At 42.5% G+C, this 19749-nt stretch carries 20 protein-coding genes; 10 read left to right on the forward strand and 10 right to left on the reverse strand.

The features are described from left to right. Nucleotides 1–3: 3 nt before the first annotated feature. The 7 genes from ACTHPA_RS14720 to ACTHPA_RS14750 all read right to left on the reverse strand — a co-directional run bounded on the left by ACTHPA_RS14720 (nucleotide 4) and on the right by ACTHPA_RS14750 (nucleotide 7285). Nucleotides 4–1161, reverse strand: a complete 1158-nt coding sequence (locus ACTHPA_RS14720) for an MFS transporter (protein WP_440501262.1) — start codon at nucleotides 1159–1161, stop codon at nucleotides 4–6. Nucleotides 1162–1340: 179 nt separating this feature from the next. Beyond that, nucleotides 1341–2411 carry an ABC transporter substrate-binding protein gene (locus ACTHPA_RS14725; RefSeq protein WP_440501225.1) on the reverse strand — a complete coding sequence of 357 codons (1071 nt, stop codon included), beginning with the start codon at nucleotides 2409–2411 and terminating at the stop codon, nucleotides 1341–1343. Then, nucleotides 2408–3208: an ABC transporter permease gene (locus ACTHPA_RS14730; RefSeq protein WP_440501227.1), complete on the reverse strand. Its 801-nt coding sequence runs from the start codon at nucleotides 3206–3208 to the stop codon at nucleotides 2408–2410. Before ACTHPA_RS14730 ends, ACTHPA_RS14725 begins: the two co-directional genes overlap by 4 nt. Then, nucleotides 3192–4016 carry an ABC transporter permease gene (locus ACTHPA_RS14735; protein WP_440501229.1) on the reverse strand — a complete coding sequence of 275 codons (825 nt, stop codon included), beginning with the start codon at nucleotides 4014–4016 and terminating at the stop codon, nucleotides 3192–3194. The genes ACTHPA_RS14730 and ACTHPA_RS14735 overlap by 17 nt, the downstream gene beginning before the upstream one ends. After that, the gene (locus tag ACTHPA_RS14740) at nucleotides 4009–5112 is read right to left on the reverse strand and encodes an ABC transporter ATP-binding protein (protein ID WP_440501230.1); all 1104 of its coding nucleotides are present in this window, start codon (nucleotides 5110–5112) and stop codon (nucleotides 4009–4011) included. Before ACTHPA_RS14740 ends, ACTHPA_RS14735 begins: the two co-directional genes overlap by 8 nt. A gap of 16 nt (nucleotides 5113–5128) precedes the next feature. After that, complete coding sequence (locus ACTHPA_RS14745) at nucleotides 5129–5671, reverse strand: helix-turn-helix domain-containing protein (RefSeq protein WP_440501231.1); 543 nt, start codon at nucleotides 5669–5671, stop codon at nucleotides 5129–5131. A 153-nt stretch (nucleotides 5672–5824) separates the two neighbouring features. After that, nucleotides 5825–7285 carry a hypothetical protein gene (locus tag ACTHPA_RS14750; protein ID WP_440501233.1) on the reverse strand — a complete coding sequence of 487 codons (1461 nt, stop codon included), beginning with the start codon at nucleotides 7283–7285 and terminating at the stop codon, nucleotides 5825–5827. A 159-nt stretch (nucleotides 7286–7444) separates the two neighbouring features. Between ACTHPA_RS14750 and ACTHPA_RS14755 the strand changes: the two genes are divergently transcribed. Then, nucleotides 7445–7894 (forward strand): TlpA family protein disulfide reductase, encoded by a 450-nt coding sequence (locus ACTHPA_RS14755; RefSeq protein WP_440501234.1) that lies wholly within the window; start codon nucleotides 7445–7447, stop codon nucleotides 7892–7894. 106 nt (nucleotides 7895–8000) lie between these two features. Then, on the forward strand, nucleotides 8001–8660 hold the full coding sequence (locus ACTHPA_RS14760) for a potassium channel family protein (protein WP_440501236.1): 660 nt from the start codon (nucleotides 8001–8003) through the stop codon (nucleotides 8658–8660). A gap of 68 nt (nucleotides 8661–8728) precedes the next feature. On the opposite strand, the gene rnjA is transcribed toward ACTHPA_RS14760, so the two are convergent. From rnjA to def, 3 genes are all read right to left on the reverse strand, one after another. Continuing rightward, complete coding sequence (rnjA, locus tag ACTHPA_RS14765) at nucleotides 8729–10396, reverse strand: ribonuclease J1 (protein ID WP_440501237.1); 1668 nt, start codon at nucleotides 10394–10396, stop codon at nucleotides 8729–8731. Between the two features lie 5 nt (nucleotides 10397–10401). Continuing rightward, nucleotides 10402–10611 carry a DNA-dependent RNA polymerase subunit epsilon gene (locus tag ACTHPA_RS14770; protein ID WP_440501238.1) on the reverse strand — a complete coding sequence of 70 codons (210 nt, stop codon included), beginning with the start codon at nucleotides 10609–10611 and terminating at the stop codon, nucleotides 10402–10404. 282 nt (nucleotides 10612–10893) lie between these two features. Further along, nucleotides 10894–11451 carry a peptide deformylase gene (def, locus tag ACTHPA_RS14775; protein ID WP_440501239.1) on the reverse strand — a complete coding sequence of 186 codons (558 nt, stop codon included), beginning with the start codon at nucleotides 11449–11451 and terminating at the stop codon, nucleotides 10894–10896. 135 nt (nucleotides 11452–11586) lie between these two features. On the opposite strand from def, the gene ACTHPA_RS14780 reads away from it, so the two are divergent. The 8 genes from ACTHPA_RS14780 (at nucleotide 11587) to ACTHPA_RS14815 (ending at nucleotide 19650) form a co-directional block, all read left to right on the forward strand. Then, a complete protein-coding gene (locus ACTHPA_RS14780) occupies nucleotides 11587–12228 on the forward strand; it encodes a YkyA family protein (protein ID WP_440501241.1) in 642 nt (213 codons plus the stop codon). A gap of 254 nt (nucleotides 12229–12482) precedes the next feature. Next, a complete protein-coding gene (gene pdhA, locus ACTHPA_RS14785; RefSeq protein WP_440501242.1) occupies nucleotides 12483–13598 on the forward strand; it encodes a pyruvate dehydrogenase (acetyl-transferring) E1 component subunit alpha in 1116 nt (371 codons plus the stop codon). A gap of 3 nt (nucleotides 13599–13601) precedes the next feature. Continuing rightward, nucleotides 13602–14579: an alpha-ketoacid dehydrogenase subunit beta gene (locus tag ACTHPA_RS14790; protein WP_440501243.1), complete on the forward strand. Its 978-nt coding sequence runs from the start codon at nucleotides 13602–13604 to the stop codon at nucleotides 14577–14579. 40 nt (nucleotides 14580–14619) lie between these two features. Continuing rightward, nucleotides 14620–15963, forward strand: coding sequence for a dihydrolipoamide acetyltransferase family protein (locus tag ACTHPA_RS14795; RefSeq protein ID WP_440501244.1), 1344 nt, complete (start codon nucleotides 14620–14622; stop codon nucleotides 15961–15963). 4 nt (nucleotides 15964–15967) lie between these two features. Continuing rightward, a complete protein-coding gene (lpdA, locus tag ACTHPA_RS14800) occupies nucleotides 15968–17380 on the forward strand; it encodes a dihydrolipoyl dehydrogenase (protein ID WP_440501246.1) in 1413 nt (470 codons plus the stop codon). Nucleotides 17381–17525: 145 nt separating this feature from the next. After that, nucleotides 17526–18386, forward strand: coding sequence for a polysaccharide deacetylase family protein (locus ACTHPA_RS14805; RefSeq protein ID WP_440501248.1), 861 nt, complete (start codon nucleotides 17526–17528; stop codon nucleotides 18384–18386). A 13-nt stretch (nucleotides 18387–18399) separates the two neighbouring features. Further along, nucleotides 18400–19356 (forward strand): NAD(P)H-dependent flavin oxidoreductase, encoded by a 957-nt coding sequence (locus tag ACTHPA_RS14810; RefSeq protein ID WP_440501250.1) that lies wholly within the window; start codon nucleotides 18400–18402, stop codon nucleotides 19354–19356. 18 nt (nucleotides 19357–19374) lie between these two features. Then, nucleotides 19375–19650, forward strand: a complete 276-nt coding sequence (locus tag ACTHPA_RS14815; RefSeq protein WP_440501251.1) for a UPF0223 family protein — start codon at nucleotides 19375–19377, stop codon at nucleotides 19648–19650. Nucleotides 19651–19749: the final 99 nt, after the last annotated feature.

Below are 19749 nucleotides of genomic sequence, written 5' to 3' on the forward strand. Positions count from 1 at the left end.
TTATCATGTTCTCGTCGAGGCGAGAAGGGGTTGGTGTTTTCTAGACCACACAGTTGCAATTCCGAAACAGATTAAGAGAATAGCGGTACCTAGGATGTAAGGGAATGTAATATTGATGTCGAAAATAGAACCTGCGAGCGCTGGGCCGACCATATTTCCCAAGCTCATATAAGCATTCATCATACCCGCAGCATATCCTTGTTCTTCACCTGCAAGCTTCGAAACGAGCGTATTGACCGCAGGCCGGAGAAGGGAAGTAGCCGTCGAGAAAATCGTTGCGACAAGAAGGATCGTCCAAAAGATATCAACGAACAGAATGGCGAGCATTGAAATAGCTGCAACGACCAAATTAAACAGAATGACACGCATTTCCCCGTATCTTTTAAACAAAGGATTAATGACAAATGTTTGGACAATAACGCCGACAAACCCACCGACCGTGATTAACACCGCTATTTGAGAAGGTGTATAGCCATATTTATGGTCCACATATAAAGAAATGGTCGATTGGAAATTCGCAAGCCCGAAAGAGAAAACGAACATGACGATCAACATGACAAAATAAGGAGTTGTCGTCGAGCGTTTTAACTGCTTGAAAATATTTTCCGATTTCTGATTGATTTTCTCTAGCGAAACGACCGGTGCGACGTTCGGTAAAATGAAAATCGAAAGAAGAGCAGCGAACACGGAAGCCCCAGCAGCAAAATAAAAAGGAGTGAGCAAACTGATTTTAGATAGGAACCCGCCAATTCCAGGACCAATCATGAATCCAAGTGACATGGAAGCCCCTAGCAGCCCCATACCTCTACCTCTGCCTTCAAGAGTTGTAATATCAGCAACAAATGCCATCATTGGCGGCACAATGAATGCCGCTCCCATCCCGGAAAAGAACCGGGAAACAAACAACATCCAAAGTTCAGTAGACATGCTGAATGCAAGCTGTGATAATCCAAAGATGAATAAGCCGAAAATAATGATCTTCTTTCTTCCGTGCCGATCTGACAAATCCCCAGATATCGGTGAAAAGATGAATTGAGCAAACGAAAAGATTGCAATTAGGAATCCTAGTACTTTTCCGGCTACACCGAATGTCCCTAAGTATTCCGGCATGATTGGAATGATGAGACCGATACCGGACATTGCGATGAACATATTGAACATTAATATGTATAATGCTGCATTATTCGATTGTTTCGCTGCCAAAGGCAATCCGCCCCTCTATAATTATTGTTGTCGTTGCTACAGTTTACCATAGAAGCAATACGCTATTTAACAGAAAAGGCTCCAAGAATATAAAAACCGCCCTAAACCGAGGGACCGGTTTAAGAACGGCAATAAGTTTACTTCATATCCATTTTGAACTCCAAGAAAAGTTCATTATAAACGCCCAATAATTCAAGTCCTAAGTTTTTATACACTTCCAGATGACTTCTTGTCTCTTCGTCAGGATAAAAACGCTCGTCCTCGACGACTTCTGGATCCATCAAGTCGAGTGCCGTTACATTCGGGGTCGAATAACCAACGTAATCGGCATTTTGTGCAGCCACTTCAGGGTCGAGCATAAAGTTGATAAAAGCATGTGCTCCGTCAATGTTTTTGGCAGTTTTCGGAATGACAAGATTATCGAACCATAAATTCGAACCTTCCTCAGGAACCACATAATCGATGTCTTCATTTTCATACATCATATCTGCAGCTTGACCAGACCATGTAAGGGAGACGGCCGCTTCATTATTGATCATCAGCTGAGTGACTTCATCCCCGATGACCGCTTTCACATTCGGGCTTAATGTTTTCAGTTTATCTGTTGCTTCACGGAGCTCTCCAAGGTCGGTCGAATTCAGGGAGTAGCCCAATGAGTTCAGACCCATGCCGATTGTTTCCCTTGCGCTATCAACAAGGATGACACGTTGCTTCAAGGAAGGTTCCCATAAGTCATCCCAACTCTCAAATGTTTGTCCTTCAAGTAACGAAGGATTGAAAGCAATCCCTACTGTACCCCAGAAATAGGGGACGGAGTATTCATTGCCTGGATCGAATGCCAAATCCAAAAAGTAAGGATCGATATGTTTAATGTTCGGGACCTTACTGTAGTCGATTGGCAGTAGAAGATCCTTATCCTTCATCATTTCAATCATGTATTCAGAAGGGACCGATATATCGTACGACGTGCCGCCTTGTTCGATTTTACTCATCATGCCTTCGTTCGAATCGAATGTTTCATAAATGACTTTGATGCCCGTTTCTTCTTCAAATTGTTTGATAAGATCCGGGTCGATGTATTCTCCCCAGTTATAGACAGTGATTGTACCTTTGCCTGACTTGCTCCCTTTGCTCAACTCGGCGTTAATGAAAAGGAATATGCCGGAAACAATAATTATAAGGATTGCTGATTGTATAATGGATTTCATTTCTTCACCCCCGCGAGAGGCGTCTTCGATTTTCGGCTAATCGCATAGTAACCGAGCACTAAAGCGACCGTAATGATGAAAATGAGTCCTGATAGGGCTTTGATTGTCAAACTGATTCCAGTCCTTGCCATCGAATAGATTTCAACTGATAATGTCGAGAATCCATTACCAGTCACGAAGAACGTGACAGCGAAGTCATCGAGCGAATACGTCAAAGCGAGGAAGAATCCAGCGAATATCCCGGGTTTAATGAATGGCAGAATGACCCGCGTCATTACATCTTTCCTGGACGCCCCTAGATCTAGGGCTGCATCTATCAATGAGATATTCATCTCCGAAAGCTTCGGCAATACCATAATGACGACAATAGGTATGCTAAATGCGATATGGGAAATCAAAACAGAAGCAAATCCAAGCTTCACGCCAATCATCGTAAAAAGAATCAGGAATGACGCCCCAATGATGACATCCGGGCTGACCATCAAAATATTATTCAATGACAGCACTGCATTTCTCATTTTTTTATTGCGCATGAAAAAAATAGCCAAAGCGCCTATCACGCCAATTGCCGTTGATAATAACGCGGAAAGCAGTGCGATGATGATTGTATTGAGGACGATGATGATTAACCGCTTATCCTCAAAAACAGCGGCGTAATGCTCCCATGTGAAATCTTCGAAATTGGACATCCCGCCGCCCGAGTTGAATGAGTAGAAAATCAAATAGAAGATCGGTGCGTACAGGGTAATGAAGATGATCGCTAAATATAGTTTAGGCAGTTTACCTAGCTTTTCCATTGTCCGACGCCCCCTTTTCTTTTCCATTCGTGACGAGCATGATGATGAACATGAATACGATGAGGAAGACCGCGATTGTCGAGCCCATTCCCCAATTTTGCGTCACTAGGAATTGCTGTTCAATAGCTGTTCCAAGTGTAATAACTTTATTTCCGGCAATGAGCCTCGTGATCATGAACAATGACAAAGCGGGAATGAATACGACTTGGATGCCGGATTTCACTCCATTGGTCGTCAATGGCCAGATGACTCTTCTAAAGGTCGTCCAAGAATTTGCACCGAGATCACGCGAAGCATCGATTAACGCCGGGTTCAATTTATCGAGAGCGTTGAATATCGGCAAAATCATGAACGGAATGAATATATACACGGAAACGAATACAAAGCTGAAGTCCGTGAATAGTATTTGCTGCTTGCCAATGCCAACAGCCTCCAAAAATGCATTCAGCGGGCCGTATAGACCCATTAACCCGATGAAAGCATATGTCTTCAGCAATAAGTTGATCCACGATGGGATAATGATAAGCAGAAGCCAAAGCTGCTTATGTTTCGTCTTTGTTATCAAGTACGCCGTCGGATAGGCGATCAGCAATGAAAAGAATGTAATAAGGAATGCATACCAAAACGAGCTGATCGTCAGTTTAAGATAGACGGACGTAAAAAAGTTTCGGTAATTCGCCAGCGTGAAGTTGCCTGCCAAGTCGAAAAAGGAATAATAGACGACTAATGCGATCGGAGCTAGGACGAACAACAGGATCCAAGCTGTATAAGGAATCGAATAAAGAGAACGCAGGCGTGACTTATTCATCGGCGTTCACTCCATAGGATTCAAGCCTTGCATCGTAATCTTCCTCCGATTCGTTCAAGCGCATGACATGGATGTCTTCCGGGTTGAAATCAAGTCCGATTTGCTCTCCGACTTCCGCTTTCTTTGTGGAATGGACAAGCCATTCATTCCCGTCCTGATCGTATGTCGACAGTTCATAATGAACCCCTCGGAACAGTTGGGTATCGACCGTCACATTCAATTTTCCTTTATCGACTGTCGTAATTTCCAAGTCCTCCGGGCGAAGAACGATATCGACTTTTTCATTCGGCTGTAGTCCCGCATCCGCACAGTCGAAACGTTTACCTGTAAATTCAACGACATAATCTTCGATCATCCTGCCCGAAACAATATTCGATTCTCCGATGAAGTCGGCGACGAATCGGTTGATCGGCTCGTCATAGATATCAAGAGGAGTGCCTGATTGTTGAATTGCTCCCATATTCATAACGAAGATTTCATCGGACATGGCGAGTGCTTCCTCTTGATCATGAGTGACGAATACAAACGTCTTGCCGAGGCGCTGCTGCAATTCACGAAGCTCATACTGCATTTCTGAACGAAGCTTCAAGTCAAGAGCGGATAGCGGCTCATCTAGTAAAATGACTTCAGGATCATTGACGATAGCTCGTGCAATTGCGACTCGTTGCCGTTGACCGCCAGACATCTCTGTAATTTCTCGATTTTCATAACCTGCCAAATTGACGAATCTCAACGCTTCCTTAACTCTCGAATCAATTTCGTCCTTTTTCACTTTTTTAATCCGTAAACCGAATGCAATATTTTCATATACATTCAAGTGGGGGAAGAGCGCGTAATCTTGAAATACAGTGTTTACTTGGCGTTCATTCGCCGGAACGTCATTGATTTTTTTACCGTTAAAGAAAATGGATCCTTCTGATGGTTCAATAAACCCTGCTATCAATCGCAGGATTGTTGTCTTACCGCATCCCGAAGGACCTAATAATGTATAAAATTTTCCGCGCTCCATTTCAAATGAGACATTATCCAATACGGTCGTGTCATCGCCGTATTTCTTCATGACGTTTTCAAAACGGATAATTGGCTGATTTGTCATTGTGGTATTTCCCCCTTCATAAATAAGATTCTGTCGCAACGAGGAGCAATTCGCTCGGACCTTCATTTGCATTTAAAATCCGATGATTGTCAAATGCTTCATAATAGACCGAATCGCCCTTTACAGCAGTGAACGTCCGTTCCCCAAGTTCGATTTCCACCTTCCCGGAAAGAACGTAGATGAATGTTTCGGCAAGGGATGGCTCAAATTGTTTAAATTCCCCGTCTGTAGAGAATGTAATATGGATTGGTTCCATCTCATTCTCATTTGAGCGGGGGACAAGCCATCGGATGCTATACTTCAGCTCATCATTGACGTATGTAGTTTGATCGGCAGGAGAGTAGACGACCTTCATATTTTTCTTAGGCTCATCAAAAAATTCCTTCGGTGTTGTCCCAAGCACCTCTAAAAGTGAAAAGAGAGTTTCGATGGATGGGGAGGTGAGTTCCCGCTCCAGCTGAGAAATATAACCTTTTGTCAGATCGGTCCTCTCTCCTAATTCTTCTTGAGTAAGACCTTTTTTCAATCGAAGACTTTTGATTTTACTGCCGATTTGCATGGTCGACAATTCCTTCCTTACATGATGAAGTTTAGTATTACTGTACTTCCTGTTTACTATAAACCTACCTTATTATACAAAATTGCGCTTGAAAATCAAGTTGAATTTAAAAAAAGCCAGAATCCCTTTAGAGGATTCCGGCGTATCGTCATTCTATTCGTCATGTATGTTAAGTTTCTTTTTACGCAGCCATTGCAAGAAGATCCTTCCGAAAGTGGATAAAATCAAGTAAGCCGATAGGCCGATTCCAATTACGGCAGTGGCAAGTGAAATCCATTCGAAGACCGTATAGGAAGAATATTCCTTCCAACCAGAAGGAGCTTCCCAATCCGGGATGACGAGATTCATGCCGTAAATACCGGATATAACAGTGAATATCGTCAAAATGAACAATAGCGTATTAACACGGGTTGCTTGACTGTTTTCCTGGCTCTTATACAATTCCGACAAAGTTGTGTTCACTTCTTTGAAAAGTGCATCGATATGAAAAGTTCTCCTGAATAAGGCTGATAGTTCCTTGCCTTCAGTGCGTGTGCTAATTTCTAAGAAATAATACCAAGATGAAAAAACGTTGATCAATTTGATAAGTGATTTGACGTAAAACTCATCTTTTTTCCATTCAATTTCACTATATTCGAAGGAGAAACGCAACAGCATGACTTTGTAAAAGTAGTGAAGAAGCATATTATAATAATGCGTTCCCATGAATTGTGATAATTCATTTGTTAATTCATTAGCTGGACGATTAGAGACAACTGAAAAGCTATGATCGGTCGCTATCATATACAAATGGGGCGCCCAACGATCATGCAATGTTTCCGACAATGAACGGCGGATATATTCCGGATTTGTTGCAGAAATGAACGGGGCTCCTTCAGGTGTTTTACCGTTTACATTGCCAATCCGGAACAAATGCTCCTCAGAAATTGACTCTTCTGTTTCTGTAATGAGAAAGGTTGAAACGAACATCCTTTCATCTTCAAAATAGGGAAGGGAACCAAAATGACCATCCAATTTCTTTTCATGTAAGACAGACTTTTTCAAGAAAGGGCATAGCTGTTCGAATAAGTAATCTTGGATGGAAATTGTTTGACCGGTTTCAGGCATGACAATCATCGCGCCTTTATTTTCTTCTAAATTTGGCTCGATTGCTCGAAAATGTTGGATAAAATCGAGGACATCGCTCAAATCTGCGGATATATCCTCCATTTCAACTCTCAATGAGAGGAAAGCAATTCCGAAAGGGCAAAAAATAATATCGATGCTTCTCATGAAAAAGTCATATAGCTCTTCTCTTAATTGCATCGCATGCTTCTTCTCGATACATGCTGTATATCGATGAAATCCTTTAAGTGTTGGAGAACTAGGGAAAAGTTTATGTTCAATGTAGGGATAAAAGTATTGTTCAAGCTCCTTACCCAAAACTTCAATTCCGTGACCGTATAAAGCTCCTTCATCCATTGTAGCTTCATCTATCCGAAAATAGGTGTATCCGCTCGATTCCAAACTTCTGATCGTCTCCGTTTTTCTCTTCTGATCAAAGCTGAAAGGAAGTAGGAACGTCATATGAGAGCGGCTCATATTTAATTTTTCTAGATTATTTAGTATTGGCATGACATTGCCTTCCTTTGTACGTTTCTCTATTCGTGGCAAGCCACCTACTATACTGTTCCCTTTAACAAAGTGCCGTTAAACATTCTAGTCCGATTTCAAATTAAAGCGCATAGAATAGGGAGTGGTGAACCATCTATTGAAGTGGAGGAGGAAAGCAATATGAGATTGCATGAACAGATGCCAGAATTGACTGGAGCAACGGCTTGGTTGAATGGTTATTACGAAAAAGAAGATCTCATCGGCAACAAACCGACACTTATTCATTTTTGGTCGATCAGTTGCCGTCAATGCAAAGAAGCGATGCCTTATATGAATCAATTTCATAATCGATATAAAGATAAAGTGAATATCATTGCAGTTCATATGCCACGCCTGGAAGGTGATCTTAACTTGGAGGAAATTAAAAGAGTAGCTGCTCAGCATAACATGACACAACCAATATTTGTTGACGGCAAGTTGAGATTAACGAATGCATTCGATAATCAATTCGTGCCTGCCTATTATATTTTCGATAAATATGGGAAGTTGCGGCATTCCCAAACTGAACGAAGTGGTATGCACATGCTGCAAAAACGAATTGACCGTATGTTGAATGAAATGAATAGATAATATCTCATTCAATGAGACGACCGGTTATTAGGTCGTCTTTTCTTTTTCCTGTGAAAATAATGTGATACACTAATTTCATCCATAAATCGGATTGGAGCGGAATTGAATGAAAAAAGAATTTGTCGTCATTGGACTTGGCCGGTTCGGTGGAAGCATCGTCAATGAATTGGTGGAATTAGATGCTGACGTTATGGCAATCGATATTTCACCTGACCGTGTAGAAGAATTTGCACAAATTGCGACGACAGCAGTGGCGGCCGATACTACTGATGAATCTGCACTCCGGTCATTGGGAATCCGGAATTTTGAGCATGTCGTCGTTGCAATCGGAGAGAATATCCAAGCAAGCATTTTGACAACGCTTATTTTAAAAGAAATCGGTGTGAGTCGAATAACAGTAAAAGCGCAAAATGATTATCATGCAAAAGTTTTGAAAAAAATTGGCGCGGATCAAGTCGTGCATCCGGAACGGGACATGGGGAAGAGGATTGCGAACAATTTGGTGTCCAATAATATTTTGGATTACTTGGAGCTGTCCGATGAATATTCGATTGCAGAGATTCGGGCGAATGAGAAGTTGGCCGGATTTACGTTGATTGATCTTGATATCAGGGCGAAATATGGCGTCAATATTGTTGCTATCAAGCGGGATGCGCAAATCTTGGTTTCCCCACAAGCGATAGAAGAAATCCAGTTGAATGATATATTGATTGTTATCGGTTCTGACTTGGATATTCATAAATTCGAGAAGAAGGCTCTTCATTGATGAAGAGTCTTTTTTGGTTACATGAACAATGCCCTCTTGTCAATAAGACATGAGGGCATTTTATTGAGTCAGACTTCCATGACGACTGGAAGTACCATTGGTCTGCGTTTTGTTTGATCGTATAAATAAGGTGAAAGGATATCGATGATGTCGCTTTTTAAAGACCCTGCTTCCGCAGGAGAGTTTGCTAGTTTTTTATTTAATTCTTTGGATAATAGATGTTGTGCTTCGCTGATCATCATACCGGATTCTCTCATATAAACAAACCCACGTGAAATGATATCAGGTCCAGAGACAACTTTGTTACGTTTCTTATCGACAGTGGCAACGACAATGACCAAACCGTCTTCTGACAGTATTTTGCGGTCGCGTAAAACGACACTGCCGATATCACCAATTCCGCTTCCATCAATATATACATCACCTGATGGGAGTTTGCCGGCAAGTCTTGCTGTGTCCTCAGTTAAGGCGAGCACATCTCCGTTGCTCATAATGAAGACGTTGTCCGGTTCGACATCACAGCTAACGGCGAGCTCTTTATGCATTGACAACATGCGGTATTCACCGTGAATAGGCATGAAGAATTTCGGTTTAATCAACCTGAGCATCAGCTTCTGTTCTTCTTGTGAACCGTGACCAGATGTATGGATGTTGTTTAAAGCGCCATGTATAACTTCTGCCCCGGCACGGAAAAGTGCATTAATCGTCTTATTGACGCTAAGTGTGTTTCCAGGAATCGGGGAGGACGAGAAGATGACAGTGTCACCTGGTTGGATTTGCACTTGTCGGTGTGTTCCGTTAGCGATCCTCGATAATGCAGCCATCGGTTCGCCTTGGCTTCCCGTACAAAGAATCATCACTTCATTGGCAGGCAATCGGTTAAGCGACTGCGTGTCTACAAATAATTCTTTAGGTGCATTGATGTACCCGAGTTCTCGGCCGATTGTGATTGCATTATCCATACTTCTACCAAATACAGCAATTTTACGACCATGACGTTCAGCCGCTTCGATAACTTGTTGAAGTCGGTGAATGTTGGATGCAAACGTTGCAAAGATGATTCTTCCATCAACCTTCCGGAAGATTTCATTCAAGCTATCGCCGACTTTCCTCTCTGACATCGTAAAGTTTGGTACTTCTGCATTCGTACTGTCTGAGAGGAGACATAGCACTCCGTCACTTCCTAATTTCGCCATCTTGGCAAGGTCGGCTGGCTCTCCGACTGGTGTAAAATCGAATTTGAAGTCACCAGTATGAACGATATTGCCTGAAGGCGTTTTAACGACGACTCCGAAAGCATCGGGAATACTATGGGTTGTCCGGAAGAAGGAGACGGATGTCTTCCTGAATTTAAATACGTCATCTTCCTTGAACTCAATCATCTTGGTAGTTCGAAGAAGCCCGTGTTCATCAAGCTTATTGCGGAGCAAGCCAAGAGCCAATTTACTTCCATAGACCGGAATATTGATCTTTCGCAGCAAATAAGGGATTCCTCCGATATGGTCCTCGTGACCGTGCGTGATGAACAGGCCTTTAATTTTTTCAACATTCCGTTCTAAGTAAGTGTAGTCCGGAATAACGTAATCAATTCCGAGTAAGTCGTCCTCAGGGAATTTGATGCCAGCATCGATGAGGATAATTTCGTCTTGGAATTGAACACAATATGTGTTTTTGCCGATTTCTCCAAGTCCGCCAAGGGCGAAAACGGCTGTTTCATTGTTTTTAATTAGTTTCATGTTGCTTAAACCTGCTCTAGCTCAAAATGAGGTGATGCTTGCTCGTATTCGAGGTGATTGCCTTCGAGCAGTTGGATCAGTTCAATATTGTACTTCCGGCTCTTTAGCTTTTCGCGGACGGTTCTTTCAGAATCGGCTTCAATGTACAGATGTTTTGTGTTTTCACGAATTGGTACTTGCATGGCGTTTTCTTGGTAATAAACTTTGTAAATCATGGTAAGCTCTCCTTTTTACGTTCGTTTGAATCTTTCTCTTCATCTTAGCACGTCGGTAATTTAAAATAAACTATGATGAATTTTTTCATCTTGAGTGGCAAAAAAATAAAAAGAAAAGCCCGCCAGTTTTGTTGGCGGGCGTTGTCTATGCGATCGTCTTTTTGCCGAGTATGCCATTGAGCCGTTTTAACAGTTTACGTTTGAGGCGCTTGTACATGGGCATATCACTCCTTAAAGACATTATATAGGAATTCGAAATTTCAGTCAAGTTTAAATTCCTTTTTAGTCTCTTTCAAAAGGAGTGGCATCAGGTATGTTTTTGTATGGAGCTGAGGCATCGATATGGTCGTAAAACATGATGCCATTCAAATGATCAAGCTCATGTTGAAAGGCGATGGCAGGTAGACCTTTAAGTCTCATTTTAAATTCAATGCCATCCGGATTGAATGCTTTCACAGTTATTCTTGCATAGCGAGGAACAAAACCATCAACATCCCGATCAACGGAAAGGCAACCTTCACCTGAAGTCAAATAAGTTTTCTCGACAGAGTGGCTTACAATTTTTGGATTGATGGCAACGAAGCTAAGCGGTTTTTTCCCCTCTTCTTCTATGTGCAATGCGAAAATCCTCTTTGATACATTCACTTGGGGAGCTGCAAGGCCAATGCCTGGACGCAAGCCATACCGTTCACACACGTCGTCATTCTGGCTATTTATTAGATATTCGAGTAAATCGGTACATAGTTTTTTTTCATTCGCATCTATTGGAAATGTCACTTCTTCTGCTACTTTACGGAGTGACGGATGGCCTTCGCGAACTATATCTTCCATTAAAATCATTACGTATTCTTCCTTTCGATAACCATGCTGTACTTCTATTATAAGCCAATGGGGAAAAGAGGGTAAAGGTTTTTGTGCATGCTTGAAATGGTTTGCTTATACAGTTATAGTGAAATTCAGATTGGAGGAAATGCTATGAATAAAAAAGTAGTTAGTTTAGTTGCAATCGGCATGTTGGCATTATCCGGCTGCAGTATCGGACAGTCAACCGAAAAGCAACTCTCTGAAACCTTAACAAAAATGAATGAATCTGAAACAGAATATCGTGATACTCAAAGTAAATTGACCGAGCTGGAAAAAACGGAACAAAAGACATTTACCGAAACGATGGAGCTAACGAAAGAAGATATCGACAACCTGCGTTCGAAAATCGATGAATTAGAAGGTTTATTAGATGATAGACTTTCTTTTATAGACAAAGAGGAAACGGCAATGAAAGAAGCGGAAGAATTCGTCAAAGAGCTTGACACCATTGCGGAAGACGCGTCCGACAGTGAAGGCAGTCAGATTTTGAAACTGAAAGCAGCGGCGAAGAAGCGATATGATCATCATTCTTCCTTTATTGATGAATATAGGAAACTTGCAAGTATCCAAAAAGAATTTTATAACATGCTTTCCTCTGAGGATGTTGAACTGGAAGACTTGAAACAGAAGGTGGAAGAAGTGAACGAGCAAAATACGATCGTTCAAAAGGCTATTTCCGAATTCAATGAAGCGACAAAAGAAGTAAATTCTTTAAAAGAAGATGTATTTTCAAGTTTAGAACAAGAAAAATAAAGGAAATGGATAAAGTGGAGGCAATTGCGGCTCCGCTTTTTCTTTATGGGAAAACTATTATAATACAGATTGTATATTGTAGTAGTACAGAATTTAGATTTATTGCAATTCAGAATACGAGAGCGACGCTGAAATGTCAGCAATAACAGTGATTGACCTATTTGCTCTCTTTAAGTATACTGATTAGTGGAAGTCGATTGTATCACTATAAGAAACAAGAAAAAATAATACAGATATAAAGGAGAGTTGCCGATATGGCTGCAAAACAAGAAAAGCAGTTCGATCCGGTGAAAACGCTTCATTCTATTGAAGATCAGTTTGAAATGTTTCAGATCTTGAATGAAGAAGGCGAGATTGTCAATAAAGACGCGGATCCAAATTTATCTGATGAAGAATTGACAGAATTAATGACACGGATGGTCTATACAAGAATCTTGGATCAACGGTCAATCTCTTTGAACCGCCAAGGAAGACTTGGATTCTATGCGCCGACTGCTGGGCAGGAAGCATCACAGCTTGCATCCCATTTCGCGCTTGAGAAGGAAGATTTCATTTTGCCGGGGTATCGAGATGTTCCACAACTTATATTCCACGGTTTACCGTTACATATGGCGTTCTTATGGTCCCGAGGACATTATTTAGGAAGCGCTTTTCCTGAAGGGTTGAACGTGTTATTCCCGCAAATCATCATCGGTGCACAGTATATCCAAGCTGCAGGAGTTGCTCTCGGACTTCAAAAACGTGGAATTAAAGCTGTAGCCATGACGTATACGGGTGACGGCGGTACATCTCAAGGTGATTTCTATGAAGGAATCAACTTTGCGGGAGCATACCGTTCGCCTGCGATTTTCGTTGTTCAAAACAACCAATATGCGATCTCGACTCCTCGTGAGTTGCAAACAGCCGCTAAAACGCTTGCACAAAAAGGTGTAGCTGCTGGAATTCCAAGCATTCTTGTCGACGGAATGGATGCGCTTGCTGTATACGCTGCAACACGTGATGCTAGGGAACGTGCTGTTAATGGTGAAGGTCCAACACTTATTGAAACAATGTGTTACCGATACGGACCGCATACGATGGCAGGAGATGATCCTACTCGGTACCGTACGTCCGACACAGATAACGAATGGGAAAAACGTGATCCGCTCATCCGTTTCCGTAAATACCTTGAAGGTAAAGGTATTTGGAACGAAGAGAAGGAAAACGAAGTAATTGAGCGTGCTAAGGAAGAAATTAAAGATGCCATCAAGAAGGCAGATGCAGCACCTAAACAAAAAGTGACCGATTTCATGAAAATAATGTACAAGGGCGATATGCCATCCAATTTGCAAGAGCAATTTGAACTGTATACAGAGAAGGAGTCGAAGTAACCGATGGCACAAATGACGATGATTCAAGCGATTACCGATGCAATGCGCACGGAGCTTAAAAATGATGAAAACGTCCTCGTCTTCGGTGAAGACGTTGGAGTGAACGGCGGTGTATTCCGTGCGACTGAAGGTTTGCAAAAAGAATTTGGTGAAGAGCGCGTTTTTGATACGCCTCTTGCAGAATCAGGGATCGGCGGACTTGCGGTCGGTTTGACGCTTACAGGTTTCCGTCCTGTTATGGAAATCCAGTTTTTCGGGTTCCTCTATGAAGTGATTGACTCTGTAAGCGGCCAATTGGCACGCCAATCCTACCGTACAGGCGGAAGATTTAACGCACCTGTAACGATTCGTTCACCATTTGGCGGCGGCGTTGCTACACCTGAAATGCATGCTGACAGCTTTGAAGGGATAGTTGCATCCCAACCAGGTTTGACTGTAGTTATTCCTTCTACACCATATGATGCTAAAGGGCTTTTAATCTCAGCGATTCGCGATGAAAATCCAGTAGTGTTCTTGGAGCATATGAAGCTATACCGTTCATTCAGACAAGAAGTACCTGAAGAGGAATACACAATTCCTCTTGGGAAAGCTGATGTGAAGCGAGAAGGTACAGATCTTTCAATTATTACTTATGGTGCAATGGTCCACGAAAGTTTGAAAGCTGCTGAAACGCTTGAAAAAGAAGGCTATTCAGTAGAGGTTGTAGATTTACGTACGGTTCAACCGTTGGATATTGAAACGATCATCGGTTCGGTTGAGAAGACAAACCGTGCAATCGTTGTCCAAGAAGCGCAAAAACAAGCGGGCATTGCAGCAAACGTCGTCTCTGAAATAACAGAACGAGCAATCTTGAGCCTTGAAGCACCAGTTTTACGTGTAACAGCTCCTGATACAGTCTATCCATTTGCTCAAGGAGAAAATGCTTGGCTTCCGGACGCAAACGACATTATTGAAACAGCTAAAAAAGTTTTGACATTCTGATTCAGAGTTTACCTCTGACAATTAAGAAAGGGTGAATTTTGTGGCATATGAATTCCGTTTGCCAGATATCGGGGAAGGGATTCACGAAGGTGAAGTCGTAAAGTGGTTTGTTGCCAAAGGCGATAAAGTCAATGAAGATGACACGCTTCTTGAAGTCCAGAACGATAAAGCAGTTGTGGAAATCCCATCACCTGTAACAGGCACAGTCGAAGAAATTCTTGTTGGAGAAGGAACAGTCGCTGTAGTTGGTGATGTATTGATTCGTTTTGACGCTCCGGGGTATGAAAGTGAAAGCGTTGAGGAGGAGGGCAAGGAAGAGACGGAAGCCCAAGTCCAAGCAACTGCTGAAGCAGGCCAAGACATAGAGAAAGAAGTAGTGAAGAAGGACGAGCCTAAGCAGAAACCGGTTGCGGCTTCTACTCAGGAGCAATCCAATGTTTCATCAAAACGCGTTATTGCGATGCCTTCTGTCCGAAAATTTGCAAGGGAAAAGGATATCGATATCCGTCAAGTACAAGGTTCAGGTAAAAATGGTCGTGTCTTGAAAGAAGATATCGAAGCTTTCCTAAACGGCGGTCAACAACAGCCTGCTCAAACGACAGAAGAGACTCAAACGTCGGTTGAAGTAGAAACGCAAAAACAAGAAGCGAAGCCTACAGCTCCGGTAGCTTTGGAAGGTGACTTCCCTGAAACCCGTGAGAAAATGTCGGGAATTCGAAAAGCGATTGCGAAGGCAATGGTCAATTCCAAACATACAGCACCTCATGTGACGCTATTGGATGAAATCGACGTATCAGAGCTTGTTGCTCATCGTAAGAAATTCAAGGAAATCGCAGCTGAAAAAGATATTAAGCTCACATATCTTCCGTATGTTGTGAAGGCGCTTGTATCTACCCTGCGTGAGTTCCCTCAATTGAATACATCTCTTGATGATGAAAAAGAGGAAATCATCCAAAAGCATTATTACAACATCGGTATTGCTGCAGATACGGACCGTGGTCTTCTTGTGCCGGTCATCAAGCACGCAGATCGGAAATCAGTATTTGCGATTTCACAAGAGATCACCCAGCTTGCTGAAAAGGCGCGAGATGGAAAATTAAGTCCTGCTGAAATGAAAGGCGCTTCGTGTTCCATTACGAACATCGGCTCTGCAGGCGGACAATGGTTTACACCGATAATTAACCATCCGGAAGTTGCGATTCTCGGAATTGGCCGTATCTCTGAAAAGCCTGTTGTAAAAAATGGTGAAATTGTTGCTGCACCTATGTTAGCATTATCATTGGTATTCGATCACCGGGTAATTGATGGGGTTACAGGACAACAGGCACTGAACCATATTAAGAAATTGCTCGGAAATCCAGAACTTTTATTAATGGAGGCGTAAACAAATGGTAGTAGGAGACTTTCCAATCGAAGTGGATACACTAGTTGTAGGTTCCGGCCCCGGAGGATATGTTGCTGCAATTCGTGCAGCTCAGTTAGGACAAAAAGTTACAATCGTTGAGAAAGAAAATCTAGGCGGTGTTTGTCTTAACGTTGGTTGCATTCCTTCGAAAGCCCTTATTTCTGTTGGGCATCGTTACGCATCCGCAAAGGATTCCGATGACATGGGAATCTCGGCAACTGATGTAAAACTAGACTTTTCTAAAGCGCAAGCATTCAAAGACGGCGTTGTCAAAAAATTGACAGGCGGCGTTGAAGGACTTCTAAAAGGGAACAAAGTGGACATTGTCAAAGGCGAAGCATACTTCGTTGATGCAAACACTGCAAAAGTTATGGATGAAACATCCTCCCAGACGTACAAGTTCAAAAATGCGATTATTGCTACAGGTTCACGTCCGGTTGAGATCCCTACATTCAAATTTACAAAACGCGTCATCAATTCGACTGGCGCTCTTAACTTGGAAGAAGTTCCTGGACACTTGGTCGTCATCGGCGGCGGCTATATCGGTACTGAATTAGGTTCTGCGTATGCGAACCTCGGTTCTAAAGTAACGATCATCGAAGGGGCAGACGATATTCTTGCCGGATTCGAAAAGCAAATGACGCAAATCGTTAAAAAAGGCCTGAAGAAAAAAGGCGTTGAAATTGTCGTGAAAGCTTCTGCTAAAGGCGTTGAAGAATCCGATACTGGCGTAGTTGTAACATATGAGGCTAAAGGCGAAGAGCAAAAAATTGAAGCTGACTATGTACTTGTCACTGTGGGACGCCGTCCGAACACTGATGAAATCGGTCTTGAAGAAATGGGTATCAAATTCCTTGAGCGTGGTCTAATCGATGTGGATAAGCAATGCCGTACAAGCATTCCTAACATCTATGCAATCGGTGATATCGTCTCCGGGCCTCAACTTGCACACAAAGCTTCTTATGAAGCGAAAGTGGCTGCTGAAGCGATTTCCGGTGAAAAGTCCGAAGTGGACTATTTGGCAATCCCGGCAGTTTGCTTCACTGATCCTGAACTAGCAACAGTCGGATTGAATGAGCAACAAGCAAAAGATGAAGGATATGAAGTAGTGGCGGGCAAATTCCCGTTTGCTGCAAACGGCCGTGCGCTTGCGCTTAATGCAACTGATGGATTCGTCAAACTTGTTTCTCGCAAAGAGGACGGACTTCTATTAGGTGCGCAAATCGTAGGAGAAAATGCATCTGATATGATTGCTGAGCTTGGTCTTGCTATTGAAGCTGGAATGACTTTGGAAGACATCGCAATGACAATCCACGCTCACCCTACACTTGGTGAAATTTCCATGGAAGCTGCAGAAGTAGCTTTAGGTAAACCAGTTCATATGATTACAAAGTAATTGTAGATTAAAAGAATGCGTCCGATGGCTGAAGTGCCTTTCGGACGCTTTTCTAATTCTAGTACCCTGTTCGTTTGTAGGTCTCTTCTAAGTCGTGTTAGGATAAAAATATTGATTTATACATCTAGATAAAGGAGAGGATTCCATGAAAAAGAGTTTGTTATACATACCGCTTCTCTCGATGTTGCTATTAGCAGCATGCAGTGAGGAAGAAGCAAAGCCGGCAGGAATGGATGAGCAGGATCAATCCCCTGAAGTGGAAGAGACTTCAGAAGAGGTCGTTTCTGATGAAGAACAGCAAGAAATAGATGGCAAAGTTGAATCAGATGAGGAAACTGACGTTGTCGATCAAACACCTCTTTACGAATTGAATCCGAAAACATACTCCATTCAGCCAATCGGTGATGCGAATCCTGAAGTCGTCCTATTAACAATCGATGACGCACCTGATAAAAGAGCTCTGGACATGGCGAAAACATTGAAGAGCTTAGACGCTCCTGCCATCTTTTTCGTTAATGGCCATTTTATCGATACAGATGAACAGAAAGCAGTTTTGAAAGAAATTCATGACATGGGATTCGTCATCGGAAACCATACAAAAACACACGCAAATTTAAAAACATTATCAGAAGAAGAGCAACGTGAGGAAATCGTTGCAGTGAATGATATTGTTGAAGAGGTTACAGGTGAGCGTCCTATATTTTTCCGTGCTCCGTTTGGCGTGAATACAGATTTCAGCCGAGCTCTTGCAATTGAGGAAGGCATGCAATTAATGAACTGGTCATACGGCTATGATTTTGAAAAAGAGTATATGACGAAGGAGAAAATTGCTGATATTATGGTGAACACTGAATTGCTCCGAAACGGTTCCAATTTGCTGATGCATGATAGGGATTGGACTGCTGATGCTCTGGGGACGATCGTAAATGGTTTAAGGGATAAAGGGTATGAATTTGTAGATCCTAAACTTATAAAAGGTTTGGAGGATCAGGAACAAGGAGAATAAGGGGGAGCTTTTTATGGAGTGGAAAACGAGAATTACGGAACTATTGGATATTGAGTATCCGATCATTCAGGGGGGATTAGCCTATCTTGCTTATGCTGACTTAGCTGCAGCAGTTTCAGAGGCAGGCGGGCTAGGTCAGATTACAGCGATGAGTTTGGAGTCTCCAGACGCACTACGCAAGGAGATTAGAAAGGTGCGGGAACTAACAAAGAAGCCTTTCGGAGTAAACTTTGCGATCGGCCAGCATGGACGCCCATATGAGCATATGCTCGATGTCGCAATCGAAGAAAATGTGAAGGTTCTCTCGGTAACAGGTGGTAACCCTACTCCGTTCTTTGATTATATTAAAGACGTGGATGTCAAAAAGCTTGTATTGGTCGCTGCTAAAAGACAAGCGGTCAAAGCGGAATCGCTCGGTGCGGATGCAGTAATGGTCGTCGGACAGGAAGGGGGAGGCCATTTGGGACGTGATGATATCGGAACTATGGTGTTAGTCCCGCAAGTGGTTGATGCTGTTAAAATTCCTGTCATCGCATCTGGTGGCATAGGGGACGGACGGGGATGGATGGCTGCACACGCATTAGGAGCAGAAGGGATTGAAATGGGCACTCGTTTCATTGCAACAAAAGAATGTATCCATGCTTCAATGGAATACAAAACAGCCCTTCTTCAGACAGATGAGACCGGTACAGTTGTCATAAAACGTACACTTGGAGCACCGGCTAGAGCACTAGCAGGGAATTGGACGGAAAAAATTTTACGTATGGAAGAGGAAAATGCTGATTATGATAAATTGAAGGACTATATTAGTGGTGCCGCAAATCGTCGGTTCATCCATGATGGCGAAGAACAAGCTGGTTTTGGGTGGGCTGGACAAGTTGCCGGTATGATTGAGGACATTCCGACCGTAGCAGAGCTGATTGACAGGATGGTAAGGCAAGCAGAGGAAATCAGAAGAAAATGGGCATGAAGAAAGGTGCGGGAATCAATGGAATATAATTATCCTTTAAGTCATCATTGGACGACCGAAGAAATTATTGACGTAGTAGCATTTTTTCAAGCAGTAGAGAAAGCGTATGAAACTCAAATAGCAAGGGATAGCTTTATGAATGCATATAAAGCATTCAAGAAAGTCGTTCCTTCCATGTCTGAAGAAAAGACGATCTTCAAGGAGTTTGAAGAAGCGAGCGGTTTTAACAGTTACCGTGTTGTGAAGAAGGCCAAAGAAGGCAATGACGGAGATATTATTACTGGATCTTATTAAGGCGAGTGGTAATGGGCAGGAGTTTCCTCAGCCTGATTGAAAACGCTTGCCAGCCTAGGCGCGAAGTCGAGCGAAGACGCGAATAGAACTAAAGTTCAT

The sequence above is a fragment of the Sporosarcina sp. SAFN-015 genome (assembly GCF_051966875.1).
Taxonomy (GTDB): Bacteria; Bacillota; Bacilli; order Bacillales_A; family Planococcaceae; genus Sporosarcina.